Annotated in this window: 13 protein-coding genes, 3 tRNA genes and 1 pseudogene; all 17 read right to left on the minus strand. The window is 61.3% G+C overall.

Annotation, left to right across the window (positions count from 1 at the left end; translation table 11 throughout):
- Positions 1 to 93 precede the first annotated feature (93 nt).
- Positions 94 to 963, minus strand: a complete 870-nt coding sequence (locus N5D61_RS17275; protein ID WP_279893653.1) for a DUF2242 domain-containing protein — start codon at positions 961 to 963, stop codon at positions 94 to 96.
- A gap of 241 nt (positions 964 to 1,204) precedes the next feature.
- Complete coding sequence (locus N5D61_RS17280; protein ID WP_279893654.1) at positions 1,205 to 2,470, minus strand: 3-phosphoshikimate 1-carboxyvinyltransferase; 1,266 nt, start codon at positions 2,468 to 2,470, stop codon at positions 1,205 to 1,207.
- A 189-nt stretch (positions 2,471 to 2,659) separates the two neighbouring features.
- Positions 2,660 to 2,736, minus strand: a tRNA-Asp gene (locus N5D61_RS17285).
- A 123-nt stretch (positions 2,737 to 2,859) separates the two neighbouring features.
- Positions 2,860 to 2,936, minus strand: a tRNA-Asp gene (locus N5D61_RS17290).
- 66 nt (positions 2,937 to 3,002) lie between these two features.
- Positions 3,003 to 3,078 (minus strand) — tRNA-Val (locus N5D61_RS17295).
- Between the two features lie 177 nt (positions 3,079 to 3,255).
- Positions 3,256 to 4,020: an SDR family oxidoreductase gene (locus N5D61_RS17300; RefSeq protein WP_108237113.1), complete on the minus strand. Its 765-nt coding sequence runs from the start codon at positions 4,018 to 4,020 to the stop codon at positions 3,256 to 3,258.
- A 23-nt stretch (positions 4,021 to 4,043) separates the two neighbouring features.
- Positions 4,044 to 5,255, minus strand: coding sequence for an O-succinylhomoserine sulfhydrylase (locus N5D61_RS17305; RefSeq protein ID WP_279893655.1), 1,212 nt, complete (start codon positions 5,253 to 5,255; stop codon positions 4,044 to 4,046).
- A 21-nt stretch (positions 5,256 to 5,276) separates the two neighbouring features.
- Positions 5,277 to 6,785, minus strand: coding sequence for an amidophosphoribosyltransferase (gene purF, locus N5D61_RS17310; RefSeq protein ID WP_108237115.1), 1,509 nt, complete (start codon positions 6,783 to 6,785; stop codon positions 5,277 to 5,279).
- Positions 6,786 to 6,797: 12 nt separating this feature from the next.
- On the minus strand, positions 6,798 to 7,385 hold the full coding sequence (locus N5D61_RS17315) for a CvpA family protein (RefSeq protein WP_108237116.1): 588 nt from the start codon (positions 7,383 to 7,385) through the stop codon (positions 6,798 to 6,800).
- Between the two features lie 208 nt (positions 7,386 to 7,593).
- Positions 7,594 to 8,280 (minus strand): SPOR domain-containing protein, encoded by a 687-nt coding sequence (locus tag N5D61_RS17320; RefSeq protein WP_279893656.1) that lies wholly within the window; start codon positions 8,278 to 8,280, stop codon positions 7,594 to 7,596.
- A pseudogene (gene folC / locus N5D61_RS17325) lies at positions 8,264 to 9,570 on the minus strand (bifunctional tetrahydrofolate synthase/dihydrofolate synthase). The gene N5D61_RS17320 and the pseudogene folC overlap by 17 nt, the downstream one beginning before the upstream one ends.
- A complete protein-coding gene (gene accD / locus N5D61_RS17330; protein WP_108237312.1) occupies positions 9,567 to 10,487 on the minus strand; it encodes an acetyl-CoA carboxylase, carboxyltransferase subunit beta in 921 nt (306 codons plus the stop codon). The pseudogene folC and the gene accD overlap by 4 nt, the downstream one beginning before the upstream one ends.
- Positions 10,488 to 10,770: 283 nt before the next feature.
- Positions 10,771 to 11,391, minus strand: a complete 621-nt coding sequence (locus N5D61_RS17335; protein WP_108237119.1) for a phosphoribosylanthranilate isomerase — start codon at positions 11,389 to 11,391, stop codon at positions 10,771 to 10,773.
- A 59-nt stretch (positions 11,392 to 11,450) separates the two neighbouring features.
- The gene (gene truA, locus N5D61_RS17340; protein WP_108237313.1) at positions 11,451 to 12,275 is read right to left on the minus strand and encodes a tRNA pseudouridine(38-40) synthase TruA; all 825 of its coding nucleotides are present in this window, start codon (positions 12,273 to 12,275) and stop codon (positions 11,451 to 11,453) included.
- Positions 12,276 to 12,486: 211 nt separating this feature from the next.
- Positions 12,487 to 15,276 carry a FimV/HubP family polar landmark protein gene (locus N5D61_RS17345; RefSeq protein ID WP_279893657.1) on the minus strand — a complete coding sequence of 930 codons (2,790 nt, stop codon included), beginning with the start codon at positions 15,274 to 15,276 and terminating at the stop codon, positions 12,487 to 12,489.
- A gap of 116 nt (positions 15,277 to 15,392) precedes the next feature.
- Complete coding sequence (locus N5D61_RS17350; protein ID WP_279893658.1) at positions 15,393 to 16,403, minus strand: aspartate-semialdehyde dehydrogenase; 1,011 nt, start codon at positions 16,401 to 16,403, stop codon at positions 15,393 to 15,395.
- An 85-nt stretch (positions 16,404 to 16,488) separates the two neighbouring features.
- Positions 16,489 to 17,052 (minus strand): DUF1285 domain-containing protein, encoded by a 564-nt coding sequence (locus N5D61_RS17355; protein ID WP_279893659.1) that lies wholly within the window; start codon positions 17,050 to 17,052, stop codon positions 16,489 to 16,491.
- Between the last annotated feature and the right edge of the window lie 2 nt (positions 17,053 to 17,054).

Below are 17,054 nucleotides of genomic sequence, written 5' to 3' on the forward strand. Positions count from 1 at the left end.
TTAACCCGTAGGAGCGCGCTTGCCCGCGATCTGGCGCGCAGCGGCAGCAAACCCAAACGACGCGGTTTGCCTGATACAACGCGATTGTCTGGATCACTGCGTCGGCGAGGTCACCGGCGGCGTTTCAGCTTGAGGGGCTGGCGCTACTTGAGGAGCTGGCGCTACGGCCGGGGCTTGCGCTGCGGGTTCGGTTGTCTCGACCTTGACCGGCTCGGGCTCCGCCGGGGCCGGCATCGGCTCACTGCCTTGCTCGGCTGCCGGAGTTTGCGGTGTCGTCGGCGTGGCCAATGCAGCCGGCGCGACGGCAGCCGCTTCGGCTGGCTTCTGTTCGGCTTGAGCGGGAGGCTCTGCTTGCGCGGAAGCCTTTCCGGCAGCAGGTTCGGGCATGCCCAGATCGGTCTTGGGTTTCTCTTCTATGTGCGCAGCCTGCTTGACTTCAGGCGGCAGGAAGTTTTCCACCAACGCGAAGAAACGGTCGTAGAACTTGGGTGATGCCACGGTCTCGCTGGCCACCTTGACCATGGAGTCGTCGGTCGAGCCAATCGGCATCGACACCGAACCGAGCACCCCGACGCCAAGACTGGCCGAGTTGTTCACCTTCTTCAGCGCATAACGGTCCTGCAGGGCATTGGCGAACATGGTCGCCTTACCATCGGCAGCCCCATCTGCGGCACAGACCACATTGAAGCTGATCTCCATGTGTGTCTCGCCGGTCTGCTGGAAGCTCTTGTGACCGGCGATCATCTTCGGATCGTTGCTCGTGATGATGTACCCCTGACTGAGGAGCGCACGCCGTGCCGCTTCACAAGTGGCCGCATCGGACACCGGGTAATTGCGTGAGAAGGTCCCGGCATCATCGAAGTTTTCATGTTCGTAGACAGCCTGCTTCTTGGACGAGCAGCCTGCGGCAGCCAGCAGGGCGAACACCCAGCACGCGGTACGAAAGCTCAGTAATCTAGACATCGAACATCCCGGGAAATAGGTCAACAGAACAGTAGACCGGAGAAAACGCCGGTAAGTCTGCAACAAAGCCTTGCATGGGATCAACGCGCAGTTTGCAACCCTGACGCCGCAGCACGTTATCCACAACCGCTCGGCGTGCTGCAAAGGGCGCCGGGCGGGGAGTTGAGGAACAAGGCGGCACAATGACCGCCCTCCTTCGCCGTCGAACGGGGGCAGGAATCGACTGACGGTCCAGGGGCCTTCAGACCACGCCACGCTCCAGCCGCACACCGAGAAACTCCAGCGCACGCCAGTAACCCGGATAGGTCTTGCCTACGCATTCCGGATCCTGAATGCGAATGCCCGACACTTTCAGCCCGGCGAGCGCAAAACACATCGCGATCCGATGGTCGGAGTGGGTGTCGATCAACCCCGCGCTGACCGTGCCCGCCAATCCCGGATCGGAAGCCACCAGCAAGTCATCGCCCTCGACCGTTGCCAGGCCCGGCCGCACTTGGTTGAGGCCGTCGTACAACGCCTGCACGCGATCACACTCTTTTACCCGCAGGTTGGCCAGGTCGACGAAACGCACCGGCGTTTCATTGAAAGCCGCCAGAACGGCCAGCGTCGGAATGGCATCCTGCATTTGCGAGCCATTGATCACCGCTTGCATATGAGGAAATTGGGCGATCATTTCCATCGCTTTGGCGTCTGGCTGGGTAAACGCCTGGGCTGCGACGCCCAAATCGATTTTCCCACCGGTCAGGGCTTCAGCAGCCCAGAGGTAAGTGGCGGCGGAAGCGTCAGGCTCGATCTGATAATCGCACGCGGTATAACCCGTCGGCGAAACACGCCACAGCGCATCACTGACGACCTCGACCTCGGCGCCGAAGGCGCGCATGCAGGCCAGGGTCAGGTCAATGTAGCCGCGAGCGCCGATTTCCTTGCCGGTCAGGGCGACTTCGATTGGGGCGGCCCCGCAGGCCGCGACCATCAGCAGTGCTGAAACATACTGACTGGACAGACCACCGTCGATTTCAAAACGCGTCGCCTTGATGGCGCCGCTGCCCTGAATGACCACCGGTGGACATCCGGTGGCGCTCTGGGCACTCAGGCCGCCTTTGCGCAGTGATTCCAGCAGCGGCCCAATGGGACGCTTCTGCATGTAATGGTCGCCATCCAGGGTCACCGTGCCATTGACCGTCGCGACCGCAGCCGTCAGGAAGCGCACTGCGGTGCCAGCGTTGCCCAGAAACAGAGGACCTTCTGGAACGTCCAGACTGCCTTTGCTGTTGACGACGAAGCTGGTGTCGTCCGGCTCTTCGATCACCACGCCCATTTGCCGGAGCGCATTGGACATGTGCCGGGTGTCATCGCTTTTCAATGCGCCGCGCAAGTGACTGGTGCCTTTAGCCAGAGCCGCCAGCAGCAGCGCCCGGTTGGTAATCGACTTCGAGCCTGGTGGCGCGACATGCCCCGTCAACGGTACGCCCGGTGGGATCACAGTGATGGTTTGGTTCATGCCCATGGTCCAGCTCTCCAAAGTCGAAATCAGCGCGGCTCAAACAAGCCGCCAATCATGGCATTTATCGGGACGCAGCGCAGCACCGCATCCGCAGTGCTCAACGAGGGGGTTAAATCGCAGGCACAAAAAAAGCGACGCCAAGGTCGCTTTCTTTGTCATTTCAAGGTGTTCAAGGGGCCTTGAAACTGTATATGGCGCAGCGGACGGGACTCGAACCCGCGACCCCCGGCGTGACAGGCCGGTATTCTAACCGACTGAACTACCGCTGCGTGTCGCACAGACTTGCATCTGTTTAACTCTGTCGAAACCAGCTTGAAGTGCCAGTTTCAATGACTCTGACCAGAAGCGTTCGCTTAACGGTCTCGAACCGGAAACATCCGATTCGTAAAATATGGCGCAGCGGACGGGACTCGAACCCGCGACCCCCGGCGTGACAGGCCGGTATTCTAACCGACTGAACTACCGCTGCGCAGTGGTGGACATGTGTCCTGCTGAATCTCAGTAACCTTCAGCGTTTCAAACAGCTTCTCAACGATGGTGGGTGATGACGGGATCGAACCGCCGACCCTCTGCTTGTAAGGCAGATGCTCTCCCGGCTGAGCTAATCACCCTTTGCTTCGCTGAGGCCGCGAAATTTACGCAGGTGCCAAACCTAAGTCAATAGCCTGCTTGAAGTTTTTTTAAAAAAGCAGTTTTTAGCTGCAAGCTATAACCAGCCAGTTAAAAGCAAAAAAGCGAATACCGGGTTCGCTTTTGTTTTTTCTCTGAGCTTGAAGCTTGCCGCTGCTTCACTCCACATAGATCATCTTTTTACTCATGCCGCCGTCGACGACAAACTCCTGCCCCGTCACGAACCCTGAATTCCTCGACAACAGCCAGGCAACGGTCGCCGCGACGTCCTCCACCGCCCCTACCCTGCCAGCCGGATGCTGCGTATGGTCGGCATCGGACAATGGCTCGGCTCGCCGCTGCGAAGGATCTCTTGCATCGATCCAGCCAGGGCTGACGGCATTGACCCGCACTTGCGGGCCGAGGCTCATGGCCAGAGCATGAGTGAGCGCCAGGAGGCCACCCTTGCTCGCTGCGTATGCCTCGGTGTCGGGCTCCGACTGGCGGGCGCGGGTCGAACTCAGATTGACGATGCTGCCGCCGCGGGCACGCAGGTAAGGCGCGCAATGTTTGGCCAGCAGCATGGGGCCGGTCAGGTTTACCGCCAGGACACGGTTCCACTGCGCAAGCGCGAGGCTTTCCAGGACGGTATTGCGTGGATCGGCGACCGCAGCGTTGCACACCAGCGCATCCAGACGCCCGAACATGCCGAGCACCTCGGCAACGCCCGCGGCCACCTGTTCTTCACTGGCGACGTCCATTGCGATGAAGGACGCGTTGTCCCCCAGTACGCCAGCGACGATTTCGCCTCGCTTGCGGTCCACATCCGTCAGCACCACCTGCCACCCCTCGGTGACCAGCCAGGCAGCGATGCCCAGGCCGATCCCCCGCGCCGCGCCGGTGACCAGCGCCACGCGCCCGTTGTGCACTCGGGCAGGATCCATCGTCAACTCAGTCACGGCCTCACTCACAATGCAGCCAGGCCACGCGACAGGTCAGCCTTCAGGTCAGCCACGTCTTCCAGACCCACGGCGACCCGGATCAGGCTGTCGCGGATACCGGCGGCTTCACGCTCCTGCGGCGACAAACGGCCGTGGGACGTGGTGCTCGGGTGGGTGATGGTGGTCTTGGTGTCGCCGAGGTTCGCCGTGATGGAAATCAGCCGGGTGGCGTCGATGAAGCGCCACGCGCCCTCCTTCCCACCCTTGACTTCGAAACTGACCACCGCGCCGAAGGCCTTCTGCTGACGCTTGGCCAGGTCATGCTGCGGATGGCTTTCGAGACCGGCGTAGTGGACTTTCTCGATACCGTCTTGCTGCTCCAGCCACTGCGCGAGCTCCAGCGCGTTCTCGCAGTGCGCGCGCATGCGGATCTTCAGGGTTTCGAGCCCTTTGAGAAACAGCCAGGCATTGAACGGACTCAGGCTCGGGCCTGCCGTGCGCAGAAAGCCAACCACTTCCTTCATCTGCTCGCTACGACCAACCACGACACCGCCCATTGCACGGCCCTGGCCATCGATGAACTTGGTCGCCGAATGCACCACCACATCCGCACCCATGCGCAGAGGCTGTTGCAAAGCCGGTGTGCAGAAACAGTTATCGACCACCAGCATCGCACCCTTGGCGTGAGCGATTTCCGCCAACGCCGCAATGTCCACCAATTCGGCGAGTGGATTGGAAGGCGACTCGACGAACAACAGCCGGGTGTTTGGCTTGATGACTGAATCCCAGCCGGCGAGGTCGGCCAGCGGAACATAATCGACCTGCACGCCGAACCGTTTGAAATACTTCTCGAAGAGGCTGATGGTCGAGCCGAACACGCTCTTGGAGACCAGGACGTGATCGCCCGCACTGCACAGGCTCATCACGGTCGCCAGGATCGCCGACATGCCGGTCGATGTCGCGACCGCCTGCTCGCCACCTTCCAGCGCGGCGATGCGTTCCTCGAACGCGTGCACCGTCGGGTTGGTGTAGCGCGAGTAGACGTTGCCCGCTCTATCGCCTGCAAACGTGGCGGCCGCGTCGGCGGCCGTGCGGAAGACGTAGCTCGAGGTGAAGAACAGTGGATCGCTGTGCTCGCTCTCCGGCGTACGGTGCTGGCCTGCCCGTACGGCGAGGGTATCGAAACCCACGCCGTCCAGATCGCTGTCCAGTCGACCGGCATCCCATTGCTGAGTCATGCCGCTCACTCCTTGTCAGAATTAGTTGTTGTACAGATCGATGATCGCACTGACTGCCTGATTCTTGGCCTTGGACGCGTCGTTACGCGCCTGCTCGATCTTGTTCAGGTAATGCTCGTCGATGTCACCGGTCACGTACTTGCCATCGAAGACCGAGCAATCGAAGTTATCGATCTTGATCTTCTTGCTACCGCTGACCGCCTCGATCAGGTCGGTGAGATCCTGATAGACCAGCCAGTCGGCACCGATGAGATCGGCCACGTCCTGGGTGGTACGGTTGTGAGCGATCAGCTCATGAGCACTCGGCATGTCGATGCCGTAGACGTTGGGGAAGCGTACGGCCGGGGCCGCGGAACAGAAATAAACGTTCTTGGCACCGGCTTCACGGGCCATCTGGATGATCTGTTTGCAGGTGGTGCCGCGCACGATGGAGTCGTCGACGAGCATGACGTTCTTGCCGCGGAACTCAAGCTCGATGGCGTTGAGCTTCTGGCGCACCGACTTCTTGCGCGCGGCCTGCCCCGGCATGATGAACGTCCGACCGATGTAACGGTTCTTCACGAAGCCTTCACGGAACTTGACGCCCAGGTGATTGGCCAGCTCGAGCGCCGCCGTGCGGCTGGTGTCGGGAATCGGGATCACCACGTCGATGTCGTGGTCCGGACGCTCGCGGCGAATCTTGTCGGCCAGTTTTTCGCCCATGCGCAAGCGCGCCTTGTAAACCGAGATACCGTCGATGATCGAATCCGGACGCGCCAGGTAGACGTGTTCGAAGATGCAGGGCGCGTAGCGCGGGTTGGCGGCGCATTGGCGGGTGTGCAGCTTGCCATCTTCGGTGATGTACACCGCCTCGCCCGGCGCCAGGTCACGAATCAGGGTGAAGCCCAGCACGTCGAGCGACACGCTTTCCGACGCGATCATGTACTCGACGCCTTCGTCGGTGTGACGCTGACCGAACACGATCGGGCGGATGGCGTCCGGGTCACGGAAACCGACGATACCGTAGCCGGTGATCATCGCCACCACGGCGTAGCCGCCACGGCAGCGGTTATGCACGTCAGTCACGGCAGCGAAAATGTCTTCTTCGGTCGGTTGCAGCTTTCCGCGCACGGCCAGTTCGTGGGCGAAGACGTTGAGCAGCACTTCCGAGTCGGAATTGGTGTTGACGTGGCGCAGGTCGGATTCGTAAATCTCCTTGGCCAACTGCTCGACGTTGGTCAGGTTACCGTTATGTGCCAACGTGATGCCGTACGGCGAGTTGACGTAAAACGGCTGGGCCTCGGCCGAGGTCGAGCTGCCCGCCGTTGGATAACGGACATGACCGATGCCCATGTGACCGACCAGACGCTGCATATGGCGCTGCTGGAAGACGTCACGGACCAGACCGTTGTCCTTGCGCAAGAACAACCGGCCATCATGGCTGGTCACGATACCGGCAGCGTCCTGGCCGCGGTGCTGGAGGACGGTGAGCGCGTCATACAGCGCCTGATTGACGTTCGACTTGCCGACGATACCGACGATGCCACACATGCGACACAACCCCTACTTAGTGGAACTGGATTTACCGATCACATCCTGCGGTGCTACCGAAGGCAGGAGGTGATCCTTGAACGGGATATCAACAGGTACGCTGACCCCGCTGGCTAGCCACTTGCTGGACATCCCGAGAATCAGGTTTTTCGACCAGTCAGCGACCATCACGAACTGTGGCAGCAGTCTGGACTGCTGCCACCATTGATCCTGTTGTACCGGGCCCAGGCTCAACAGCCCTACCGCAACGACGACCAGCAGGCCGCCGCGCGCCGCCCCGAAAACCATACCCAGAAAACGATCGGTTCCGGACAGCCCGGTGACCCGAATCAGTTCCCCGATAAGAAAGTTGACCATGGCGCCGACCAACAACGTGGCGACGAAAAGGATGGTGCAGCCCGCAATCACGCGTGCCGAAGGTGTTTCAATGTAATTGACCAGATACTGGGCCAGCGAACCGCCAAACATCCAGGCGACGACACCTGCGATGATCCAGGTCAGCAAGGACAGCGCTTCCTTGACGAAGCCGCGCTTGAGACTGATCAAAGCGGAGATGGCGACAATCGCAATGATCGCCCAGTCAACCGGAGTAAATGACACGTTGCAGCCTACAGACTGATGAGGCGGCGCATTTTAGCAGAGCACTGGCCCGCCGGTAAGCGGGGATTGATCGTCGTCGGCAATTAAGGCGAATGATTGGACTTTGGGATCCTGAACAGGACAGGCCGGGGCAAGGGTTCGCCACACCCGCGGCAGCGATGGCCGGAGGGCCAATCGACCGACGCTGCCGGACAGGCGGAGCCCTGGGTTACTTCCGCTCCGGCTGGAAGCGCACCACGATGCCATTGAGCTTCTGCTGCTTGTTCAACTGATCACGCAGACGATCCGCTTCAGCGCGCTCGATCAACGGACCGACGAACACCCGATTGACGCCATCGGCGGTTCGGATGTAGGCGTTGTAGCCTTGGGAACGCAAGGTTTTTTGCAGGTTGTCGGCGTTTGCCCGGTTGGAGAGGCTCGCCACTTGCACCGCCCAGGTGATCGACAGGCCATTGGCGTCGACCCGATTGGTGTCGGCTGACAGCGGCGCAGGCGACGTCGCAGCCGCGGGGGGCGCCGAGGTCGCAGGCTTTGACGGCGTGGGAACAGGCGTGGTCTTGACCGCGGGCGCAGCGGCCGCAGGTTTTGCGGGTGCGGGCGCAGGGGCAATAGGCATCGACGGTGGCTGCTGGCTCGCTGGCGGCTGCACAGGCTGGGCGATTTCCTCGTCGGAAGGCACGGGCTCCTGTGTCAGCGGCTGCTGTTCAGGCACGGTGACCGGTTCGACCTTGACCGGAGCGACTGCAGGCGCTTGAGGCGCGGCCGGCGCCTCGACCTGCACATGGCGGGCCTCGTCCTGACGGGAAAACAGCATCGGCAGGAAGATCACCGCGATGGCGATGAGCACCAGAGCACCCACCATGCGCTGCTTGTACGCCCTATCCAGCAAAGCCATGTGTCACTTCCTCCGTGACGTGTTCGCCAGCCATTCCAAAGCTTCGGCGACGCAATAAAAAGACCCGAACAGAACGATTTCATCGTCCTCTGTCGCCCGTGCGCATTGAGCCTCCAAGGCCTGCGCGACGCTGGAGTAGGACGCCACGTCAGCGCCAAGGTTCTGCAAGGCCTCCGCAATTTCCTGCACCGAACGGCTGCGCGGCGTCGGCAATGGCGTGACAGCCCAATGGTCGAAACCGTCGCCGAGTTCGGCCAGCACGCCGTCCAGATCCTTGTCGCCCAGTAGCCCGAACACGGCCAGACGTCTGCCCGCCACCGGGCGCTGCTTCAGACGTTGAGCCAGGAAGTGAGCCGCATGAGGGTTGTGACCGACATCCAGCAACAGGTGCAACGTCTTGCCCCGCCATTCGACGGTCCGACGATCGAGCCGACCGGTCACCTGGGTCTGCGCCAGCACTGTACCAATGGACGCTTCCTGCCAAGGAAGCCCCGACAAGAGATAGGCCTGCAGCGCCAGTGCGGCGTTCTGCATGGGCAGGTCGAGCAAAGGCAGGCCACGCAGTTCGACACGCTGACCGCCTGCGTCGGTGCCGAACCAGTTCCAGCTTTCGGCGCCAATCGTCAGGTCGAAGTCGCGGCCTCGCAGCGACAATGGGCAGTGCAACGCAGCGGCTTGCGCCAGCAAGGGCTGCGGCGGGTCCAGGTCGCCGCAGAGGGCAGGAAGGCCCGCGCGGAAGATACCGGCCTTTTCGAATGCCACCGACTCACGGGTGTTACCCAACCATTCGGCGTGATCGACGCCGATGCTGGTCACCAGCGCCATGTCCGGGTCGATCAGGTTCACTGCATCCAGCCGCCCACCCAGTCCCACTTCCAGCACGACAGCATCCAGCGCAGCCTGCTCGAACAACCAGAAAGCCGCGAGCGTACCCATTTCGAAGTAGGTCAGGGAGATATCGCCCCGTGCCTGCTCCACCATGTCGAAGGCAGCGCACAGGGCCTCGTCGGAGACCTCGGCACCTTGCACAAGGACACGCTCGTTGTAGCGGACAAGGTGCGGCGAGCTGTACACGCCGACCTTGAGGCCTTGGGACTGCAGAAGCGAAGCCAGAAACGCGCACGTTGAGCCTTTACCGTTCGTCCCCGTCACCGTGATGACGCGGGGCGCCGGACGACCGAGACCCAAATGGTGCGCAACCTGGCGCGACCGCTCCAGCCCCATGTCAATGGTGGAAGGATGCAGTTGCTCCAGGTAGCTGAGCCAATCGCCCAGAGAGCGTGCGGTCATACGTTCGCCGGTGCTGGCGGAACCACGATCGGCTCGAGTTTCGGTGCAACGAATTTCGGCGTCGGCAGGTTCATCATCTGCGCAAGCAGATTGCCCAGACGGGGACGCAGTTCGGCACGGTGGACGATCATGTCGATGGCGCCGTGATCCAGCAGGAACTCACTGCGCTGGAAGCCTTCGGGCAGCTTCTCCCGAACGGTCTGTTCGATCACGCGCGGACCGGCGAACCCAATCAGGGCTTTAGGCTCGGCGACGATGACGTCACCCAACATCGCCAGACTGGCGGATACGCCGCCGTAGACAGGGTCCGTCAATACGGAAATGAAGGGCAGGCCCTCTTCGCGCAGGCGCGCAAGCACCGCCGACGTCTTGGCCATTTGCATCAGGGAGATCAACGCTTCCTGCATCCGCGCACCGCCGGAGGCAGCGAAGCAGACCATCGGGCAGCGATTTTCCAGCGCGTAATTGGCCGCCTGCACGAAACGCTCGCCGACGATCGCGCCCATCGACCCGCCCATGAACGAGAACTCGAAAGCGCTGCACACCACGGGCATGCCCAGCAGCGTGCCACTCATGGAAATCAGTGCGTCCTTCTCGCCGGTCTGCTTCTGCGCAGCGGTCAGGCGATCCTTGTACTTCTTGCTGTCACGGAATTTCAGACGGTCGACCGGCTCCAGATCAGCGCCGATTTCCTGACGACCTTCGGCATCCAGAAAAATATTCAAACGTGCACGCGCATCGATGCGCATGTGGTGATTGCACTTGGGGCAGACGTCCAGGGTCTTCTCCAGCTCTGGACGATAGAGCACCGCCTCGCACGACGGACACTTGTGCCACAAGCCTTCAGGTACCGAGCTTTTCTTGACCTCGGAACGCATGATCGAGGGGATCAGTTTGTCTACCAACCAGTTGCTCATGCTTTCTTTCTCCAGTACCGGTGGGGTGAGCGCAATGGCGAACAATGCCACGCGCAGGCCCTTAAACCCAATTCATGTGCGGTACCGCATCCCTTACACGGTCGGCCTTCGTGCCTGACCTGCCAGTGATCCGGATACCGCGCTTATTCCTTGCTGCGAGACGCCTCGCGTCGTCGCTCGTTCAATCCTGGCGGCTACTGACCGCATTTCGGTCGCCGCAGGCTAGTGGACGGCGACAGGCGATCTGCCGTCACATCGGTGGCCGACGCCGTGGCGAAAACCCTCAGGCCCCATGCACAGCGCTCATGAAAGCACGGATCTTGTCGTGGTCCTTGAGCCCCTTGGCTCGCTCGACTCCGCCACTGACATCCACGGCGTACGGCCGCACCTGGGCAATGGCCTGGGCGACGTTGGCCGAGGTGAGACCGCCGGCGAGTATGATCGGTTTGCTCAGATGATTAGGAATCAGTGCCCAATCGAAGGCTTCGCCCGTGCCACCCGGGACCCCAGCGACGTACGTGTCCAGCAGGATGCCGCTGGCCTTGTGGTAGAGGTCGCAACTGGCGGCAATATCGTCGCCAGCCTGCACCCGCAACGCTTTGATCCACGGACGAAGATACCCCTCACATTGCTCCGGAGTTTCGTCGCCGTGGAACTGAATGAGGTCCAGAGGAACCGCTTCGAGCAGCGCCTCGAGGCTTTCCCGGTCTTCGTTGACGAACAGACCGACCGTACTGACGAAAGGTGGCAACTGAGCGATGATCGCCTGCGCCTGCTCGATCGTCACCGCCCGAGGGCTTCTGGAATAAAAGACGAAGCCGATGGCGTCAGCTCCCGCATCGACAGCGGCCAGCGCATCTTCTATGCAGGTAATCCCGCAAATCTTGCTGCGAACGGCTGACATGTCGTGAATACCTCTAGCCTTGCGAAAGCCCCGGATGTTAGCAAATGCTACTCCGGGCGTCAGCCGTCAAGTTCGGTGAACCCTGTAAGAAAATGCGGCCCTATGTAACGTTCGGGCAGCGGAAACTCGTCGCGATACTCGACCTGCACCAGATACAGACCGAATGGGTGAGCGGTCACTCCGCCCGTCCGGCGAACACGGCTCTCGAGCACATCGCGAGCCCATTCCACAGGCCGCTCTCCTGCCCCGATGGTCATGAGCACGCCCGCAATGTTGCGGACCATGTGATGCAGAAAGGCATTGGCGCGTATGTCGATCACGATCATCTGACCGTGACGGGTCACGCGCAGATGATGAATCTGCTTGATCGGGGATTTTGCCTGGCATTGGCCTGCCCGGAACGCGCTGAAGTCGTGCGTTCCTACCAGACACTCGGCCGCCAGCGCCATCCGTGCGACATCCAGGGGCCGGTGATTCCAGGTGATCTCCTGACCGAGGTGCGCCGGTCGAATCTGGTCGTTGTAAATCACATAGCGGTAGCGGCGGGCGATGGCCTTGAAGCGGGCATGAAAATGCGCGGGCATCTCCTTGGCCCAGGTGACGCTGACGTCATGGGGCAGGTTGATATTGGCGCCCATGGTCCAGGCCTTCATGCTGCGTATGGCTTGAGTATCGAAATGCACCACCTGGCCGCAGGCGTGCACGCCTGCATCGGTACGTCCGGCGCACATCAGCGACACAGGCGAATCCGCCACTTTCGAGAGGGCATTTTCCAAAGTCTCCTGAACGGTCAGCACACCGCTGGACTGGCGCTGCCAGCCACTGTAACGCGAGCCCTTGTACTCAACGCCCAACGCGATTCTGAAATAGCCTTCGGCTGCCATTTCGGCGGCCGCTGTCTCTGCCTCTGTGGTCATGATTGCCAATGCTCAAAGCCTGTCGATACGCGCAAGGGCGGCCATTATACGGATGACGACAAAAGACGCTATTGGGATGTGCGCGACCGGTGCTCCCTGCCCCCACCGACGCCAGCCCCTATCAGCCAAACGAAAACGACCGCCGAAGCGGTCGTTTTCTGTGTAAGTTGAGCAGCGATCACGCCAGGCGCGACAACATCTCCCGCGCTTCGCTTTTCTGCCCGTCGTCACCCTCGGCAACGACTTCATCGAGAATGTCGCGAGCGCCATCGGCGTCTCCCATTTCGATGTAAGCCCGAGCCAGGTCCAACTTGGTGGCGGCCTCATCGGTACCCGACAAAAAGTCGAATTCGGGCTCGCTGTCGTCGGCCAGTAGAGCATCATCCTCACCGAAGGTCGCCTCGTCGAACGGCGTGGCCATCGGCGGTTGCTCGAGGCTTTGCGAAAGGCGCTCAAGCTCTGCGTTCACGTCGTCGATCTCCGAAGCGAACGCCTTGGAAGCCGGGTCGCTTTCCATCTCGTCGGCCAGCGACAGGTCGAAATCGGCAGGCAGTTCAAGTTCATCCTCTTGGGCGAGCTTGTCTGCCCCGAGATCCGCCGGGTCATCGAACGCCGGGAGCTCGCTCAACTCATCCCGCACGCCCAACAGCCGATCATCTTCGGCCTTGAGAGCAGGTTCATCCTCGCCCAGATTCAGATCGAAATCTTCCAGACCGTCGCCCGCCGCAGGCTGGGCCTCGGTCTGTTCTCGCAGAATCGCGTCGAAATCCAGCTCGTCAGGCGTGGAGCCGCCAAAGGGTGCGTCAAGATCCAGATCATCGAACCCTCTATCCGCGAGTGGCGCGCTGCGGTCTTCCACTTCGGCAGGGGATGCGGCTTCGAGATCGTCAAGGCTCAGATCAAATGCGGTGTCGAAATCATCCGGCGCCTCCGCGAGGGTTTCCGGAGCAGGCTCTGATTCCGGGGCAGGCTCCAATTCCGGCGCTGCCGCTGTCTCAGAGTGGTCGGTCAGCAAATCCTCGACGTAGCGGGCATCCATCTGCTGGGCCGCCAACGCGGCAGTCGCCGCCACACCTGCTGCCGCTACAGCCGCTGCCGCCATCGCAGGGTAGCGGGCTTTCAATTGTTCGACTTCGGCGTGGTTCCTGCCTGTCGCGACCAATTGGCGCTCTTGGGCAACGAAACCACGCTCGTTGCCTTGCTGCGCATAGATTTCCATCAGTTTGAGACGCAATTCGGAACGCTGAGGCTCCTCTTTGATGGCCTCCTCCAGCAACGCTGCGGCCTGATTCATACGGCCATAAGCGATATGGATCTCAGCCTGCACCAGCACATCGGTTGGACGCTCGCGGGTCGGCTCAATGATGACGGCCGCCAGCGGTGCCTGCTTTACCGCGGGAGGGGGCACCTCCAGGCCCTCGAAACTGCTTTCGGGCATGTTCATGTCGGCGGCGAAATCTGACTCTTCCGACAGCGCGCGCGCCATTTGCCGGTGTCTTTCCGCTTCAAGAATGGCATTGCGACGACGCACCAGCAGCAGCACCAGCAACAGCAGCACCAGCACCGCCGCGCCCGCTATCAAGCCCATCAGCATCGGGCTGGCCAGAATCTTGTCCAGCGCGCTCTGATTATCACGTGGTTCAGCCTCGGGCTGCGTGGCCGGAGGCTGATCCGCACCCGCGGTGTCTATCTTCGCGCCCTCGACCGGCAGCGCGTCCTCAGGCGCGATTTCATTCGGCGGCTTGCCAGCGCTGTCCGGGGCAGGCGGCACGATTTGCGCGGCAATCGGGTTGGCGGCGTTATTCGGGTTGGTCACGCTGTTAGGGCTGACGGCGCTGTTGGCGTCACCGCCCGCGGGTGGTACCGCGGCCCCGGCGGCCTGCATCTTGGCCAGTTGGTCGTTCTTCAGCTCAATCAGACGCTGCAGCTTGTCGAGCTGGCTTTGCAGGTCGGTCATGCGGCTCTTCAGCTCGGCATTGTCGCGACGGGTACTGTCGAGATTCTCCTGCGCCACGGCCAATTTATTGGCCAGATCAGCATCGCCTGCCGAGCCCTTGGCGCCAGGGTTGGCGTTGGCTGCCACGAGGCTCAGGTTGTCCTTGGCTTCGATGCGCGACGGCGCCGCACCCGCCCGGTCGCGACGGGTAGCGTCCACCTGACGCGCGCCAGCCGGCAGGCGACGACCTTCTCGCCAGGCGCGATTCTGTTCGGCCACTTCGGCAATCGCCCGAGGCTGCGGCGTCGCACTCACCTCTTGCGCCGTCGGCAGTCGCAGAACCTGGCCTTTCTTCAAACGGTTGATATTGCCCCCGATGAAGGCATCGGGGTTGAGCGCCTGAATGGCCAGCATGGTCTGCTGGACTGTACCGCCACTGCGCACGCGCTCAGCGATCTCCCACAGGGTGTCGTTGTTGGCGGTGGTGTATTGCGTGTACTTGGGTTCGGCAGGTGCCTGTGCGGTAGGCGCTGCAGGTGGCGTTACCTGTGCGGCAGGCGCTTGAGCCGGTGCGACGGCTGGCGCCGTCGAGGGCAATTGAGCAGCAGCGGCAGCGGCGGCTTGAGGAGACGCTTTGGGCGGGTCGAGCAACAGGCTGTATTCACGCAGCGCTCGGCCATTGGGCCAGAGCACCTGAACCAGGAATTTCACATAAGGGTCGCGTACGGGCTTGGTCGACGTAATCCGCAGCACGCTCCTACCACCAGGATTCACCACGGGGGTGAACACCAGATCGTCCAGGATGGCCGTGCGTCCGACACCCGCCTGCGCGAATTCGGCGGAGGTCGCCAGACTCGGCACCACTTGTGCAGAATTCAGGTCCTGCACCTGCGTGAGTTCGATTTCAGCCAGCAGCGGTTGATTCAGGCTCGACTTGACGGTCAAACCACCGAGGCCAAGCGCATTTGCCATCCCCGATGACAACGCCGAAGCTGCTGCGATTGCTAAAACCAGTTTACGAACCTGAACCATAGCCCATCCCTTGTTTAAAATTTCCCCGGCGACCGAGAAGATAAAGCCTGCTAGGGCGTAGGGCGTTTCGACACGCCACAGCTAGAATGATTCTTCGAATTGTTGGCAAGTATCTTTTACGAAACAGCTTTTATCAACAACTCAGCGACCTGCACCGCGTTGAGCGCGGCGCCCTTGCGTGCATTGTCCGACGTGACCCAGAAATTGAGCTCACAAGGATCATCGACCCCGGCGCGTAAACGTCCTACATAGACGGCATCTTGACCGACCGCATCGCCGACAGGCGTCGGGTAGTCACCGGCGTCGACCAGGTCGATCCCCTGCGCAGCGTCCAGTGCATCACTGACGGCCGACAGATCGAAAGGCGTGCCGGTTTGTACCGATACGCTCAGGCTATCGCCAAAGAACACAGGGACTTGAATGCAGCTGACGCCGACCTTGATTAAAGGCAGCGATAGCAACTCGCGCAACTCACTGACCATTCGACGTTCAAGTGGCACATGGCCTTGTTCATCCGGAGTGCCGACCTGCGCCAGTACGTTGAACGCCATCTGCCGATCAAACACCCGAGGCTCCAAGGGTCGCATGTTCAGCAGTTCCGCCGTCTGCCGAGCCAGCTCGGTGACACCCTCACGCCCCTGACTGGAAACCGCCAGGCACGCAGTGACATTCACCCGCTGTATGTCCAGAAGGCCACGAAGTGGGCCGAGCACCATCGCCAGCGCCGTTGCAGCCGGGCTTGGGCAAGCCACCTGGAAGGGTTTGGCCAGCAGGCCCAGCCGATCGCCATTGACCTCAGGCACGGCATTCGGCGCCTGATCCGACGGCAGGCCGCCGGACAGATCGATCACGGCACAACCCGCCTCGATCGCACGGGAAGCGAAACTGCGAGTAACCGCTGGACCTGCTGCAAAAAAGGCCAGTTGCACCTTGGCAAAATCGAAGGCATCGACTTCACGCACGCGGACGTTCTTGCCCCGGTAAGCGACCGAACTGCCTGCTGACTCGGCGCTTGCCAGCAGATGCAACGTACCCGCTGGAAAATCGCGCTCTTCAAGGATCTGGACGATGGTTTCACCTACCGTGCCGGTGGCGCCGACTACGGCGATATCGATGGACTGACCCATGAAAACCTCAAAAAATCGGGGGGCGGCACTTTAACCGCGTGATGAACGCCAAGCAAACCACCTGACGGATGAAGACAGCCGGGTATCAGGGCTCCAGGCCGATCTTGAAAAATTCGCCATGACTCCATACGCCGAGCCAGCGCTGGCCATCGATCTCACGCATCACTGCCAGGTCGACCAACTGGTAAAAGACGTTGCGGTGAATCAACGCTTCAAGGTCGGCGCGTACCAGAACATAGGGTGCGGGCTCTTGGGTCTGGGGGTCGATGCGCACACGCAACGGCCGCTCCGCACTGGCTTCGACCACGTCATCGACGTTCGTGGTGAAACGTAGAACCCGGGATTCGCCCTCGCCTGCCACTTCTAGCAACACTGCAACGAAAGGAGCGTCATCCACGGTGATACCGACTTTCTCGACCGGGGTGACCAGGAAGTAGTCATCGCCCTCTCGACGGAGGACCGTGGAGAACAGACGCACCATGGGTTTTCGACCGATGGGGCTACCCAGATAGAACCAGGTACCGTCCCGGGCGATGCGCATGTCGATATCGCCACAAAACGGGGGATGCCAAAGGTGCACGGGCGGCAACCCCTTGCCGGTCTTGGGAACTTGAGCCAACAGATCATTGGCTTTACCCGAACCACTCATAC

Source organism: Pseudomonas sp. GD03842 (assembly GCF_029841165.1).
In the GTDB taxonomy this organism is placed as follows: domain Bacteria; phylum Pseudomonadota; class Gammaproteobacteria; order Pseudomonadales; family Pseudomonadaceae; genus Aquipseudomonas.

Coding starts and splice junctions, on each gene's coding strand:
- N5D61_RS17280 (WP_279893654.1), bottom strand. CDS start 2,470: ATGGGCATGAACCAAACCATCACTGTGATCCCACCGGGCGTACCGTTG.
- N5D61_RS17320 (WP_279893656.1), bottom strand. CDS start 8,280: ATGGCTTTGCTGGATAGGGCGTACAAGCAGCGCATGGTGGGTGCTCTG.
- N5D61_RS17350 (WP_279893658.1), bottom strand. CDS start 16,403: ATGGGTCAGTCCATCGATATCGCCGTAGTCGGCGCCACCGGCACGGTA.
- truA (WP_108237313.1), bottom strand. CDS start 12,275: ATGGCAGCCGAAGGCTATTTCAGAATCGCGTTGGGCGTTGAGTACAAG.
- accD (WP_108237312.1), bottom strand. CDS start 10,487: ATGAGCAACTGGTTGGTAGACAAACTGATCCCCTCGATCATGCGTTCC.
- purF (WP_108237115.1), bottom strand. CDS start 6,785: ATGTGTGGCATCGTCGGTATCGTCGGCAAGTCGAACGTCAATCAGGCG.
- N5D61_RS17355 (WP_279893659.1), bottom strand. CDS start 17,052: ATGAGTGGTTCGGGTAAAGCCAATGATCTGTTGGCTCAAGTTCCCAAG.
- N5D61_RS17305 (WP_279893655.1), bottom strand. CDS start 5,255: ATGACTCAGCAATGGGATGCCGGTCGACTGGACAGCGATCTGGACGGC.
- N5D61_RS17275 (WP_279893653.1), bottom strand. CDS start 963: ATGTCTAGATTACTGAGCTTTCGTACCGCGTGCTGGGTGTTCGCCCTG.
- N5D61_RS17300 (WP_108237113.1), bottom strand. CDS start 4,020: ATGGATCCTGCCCGAGTGCACAACGGGCGCGTGGCGCTGGTCACCGGC.
- N5D61_RS17345 (WP_279893657.1), bottom strand. CDS start 15,276: ATGGTTCAGGTTCGTAAACTGGTTTTAGCAATCGCAGCAGCTTCGGCG.
- N5D61_RS17335 (WP_108237119.1), bottom strand. CDS start 11,391: ATGTCAGCCGTTCGCAGCAAGATTTGCGGGATTACCTGCATAGAAGAT.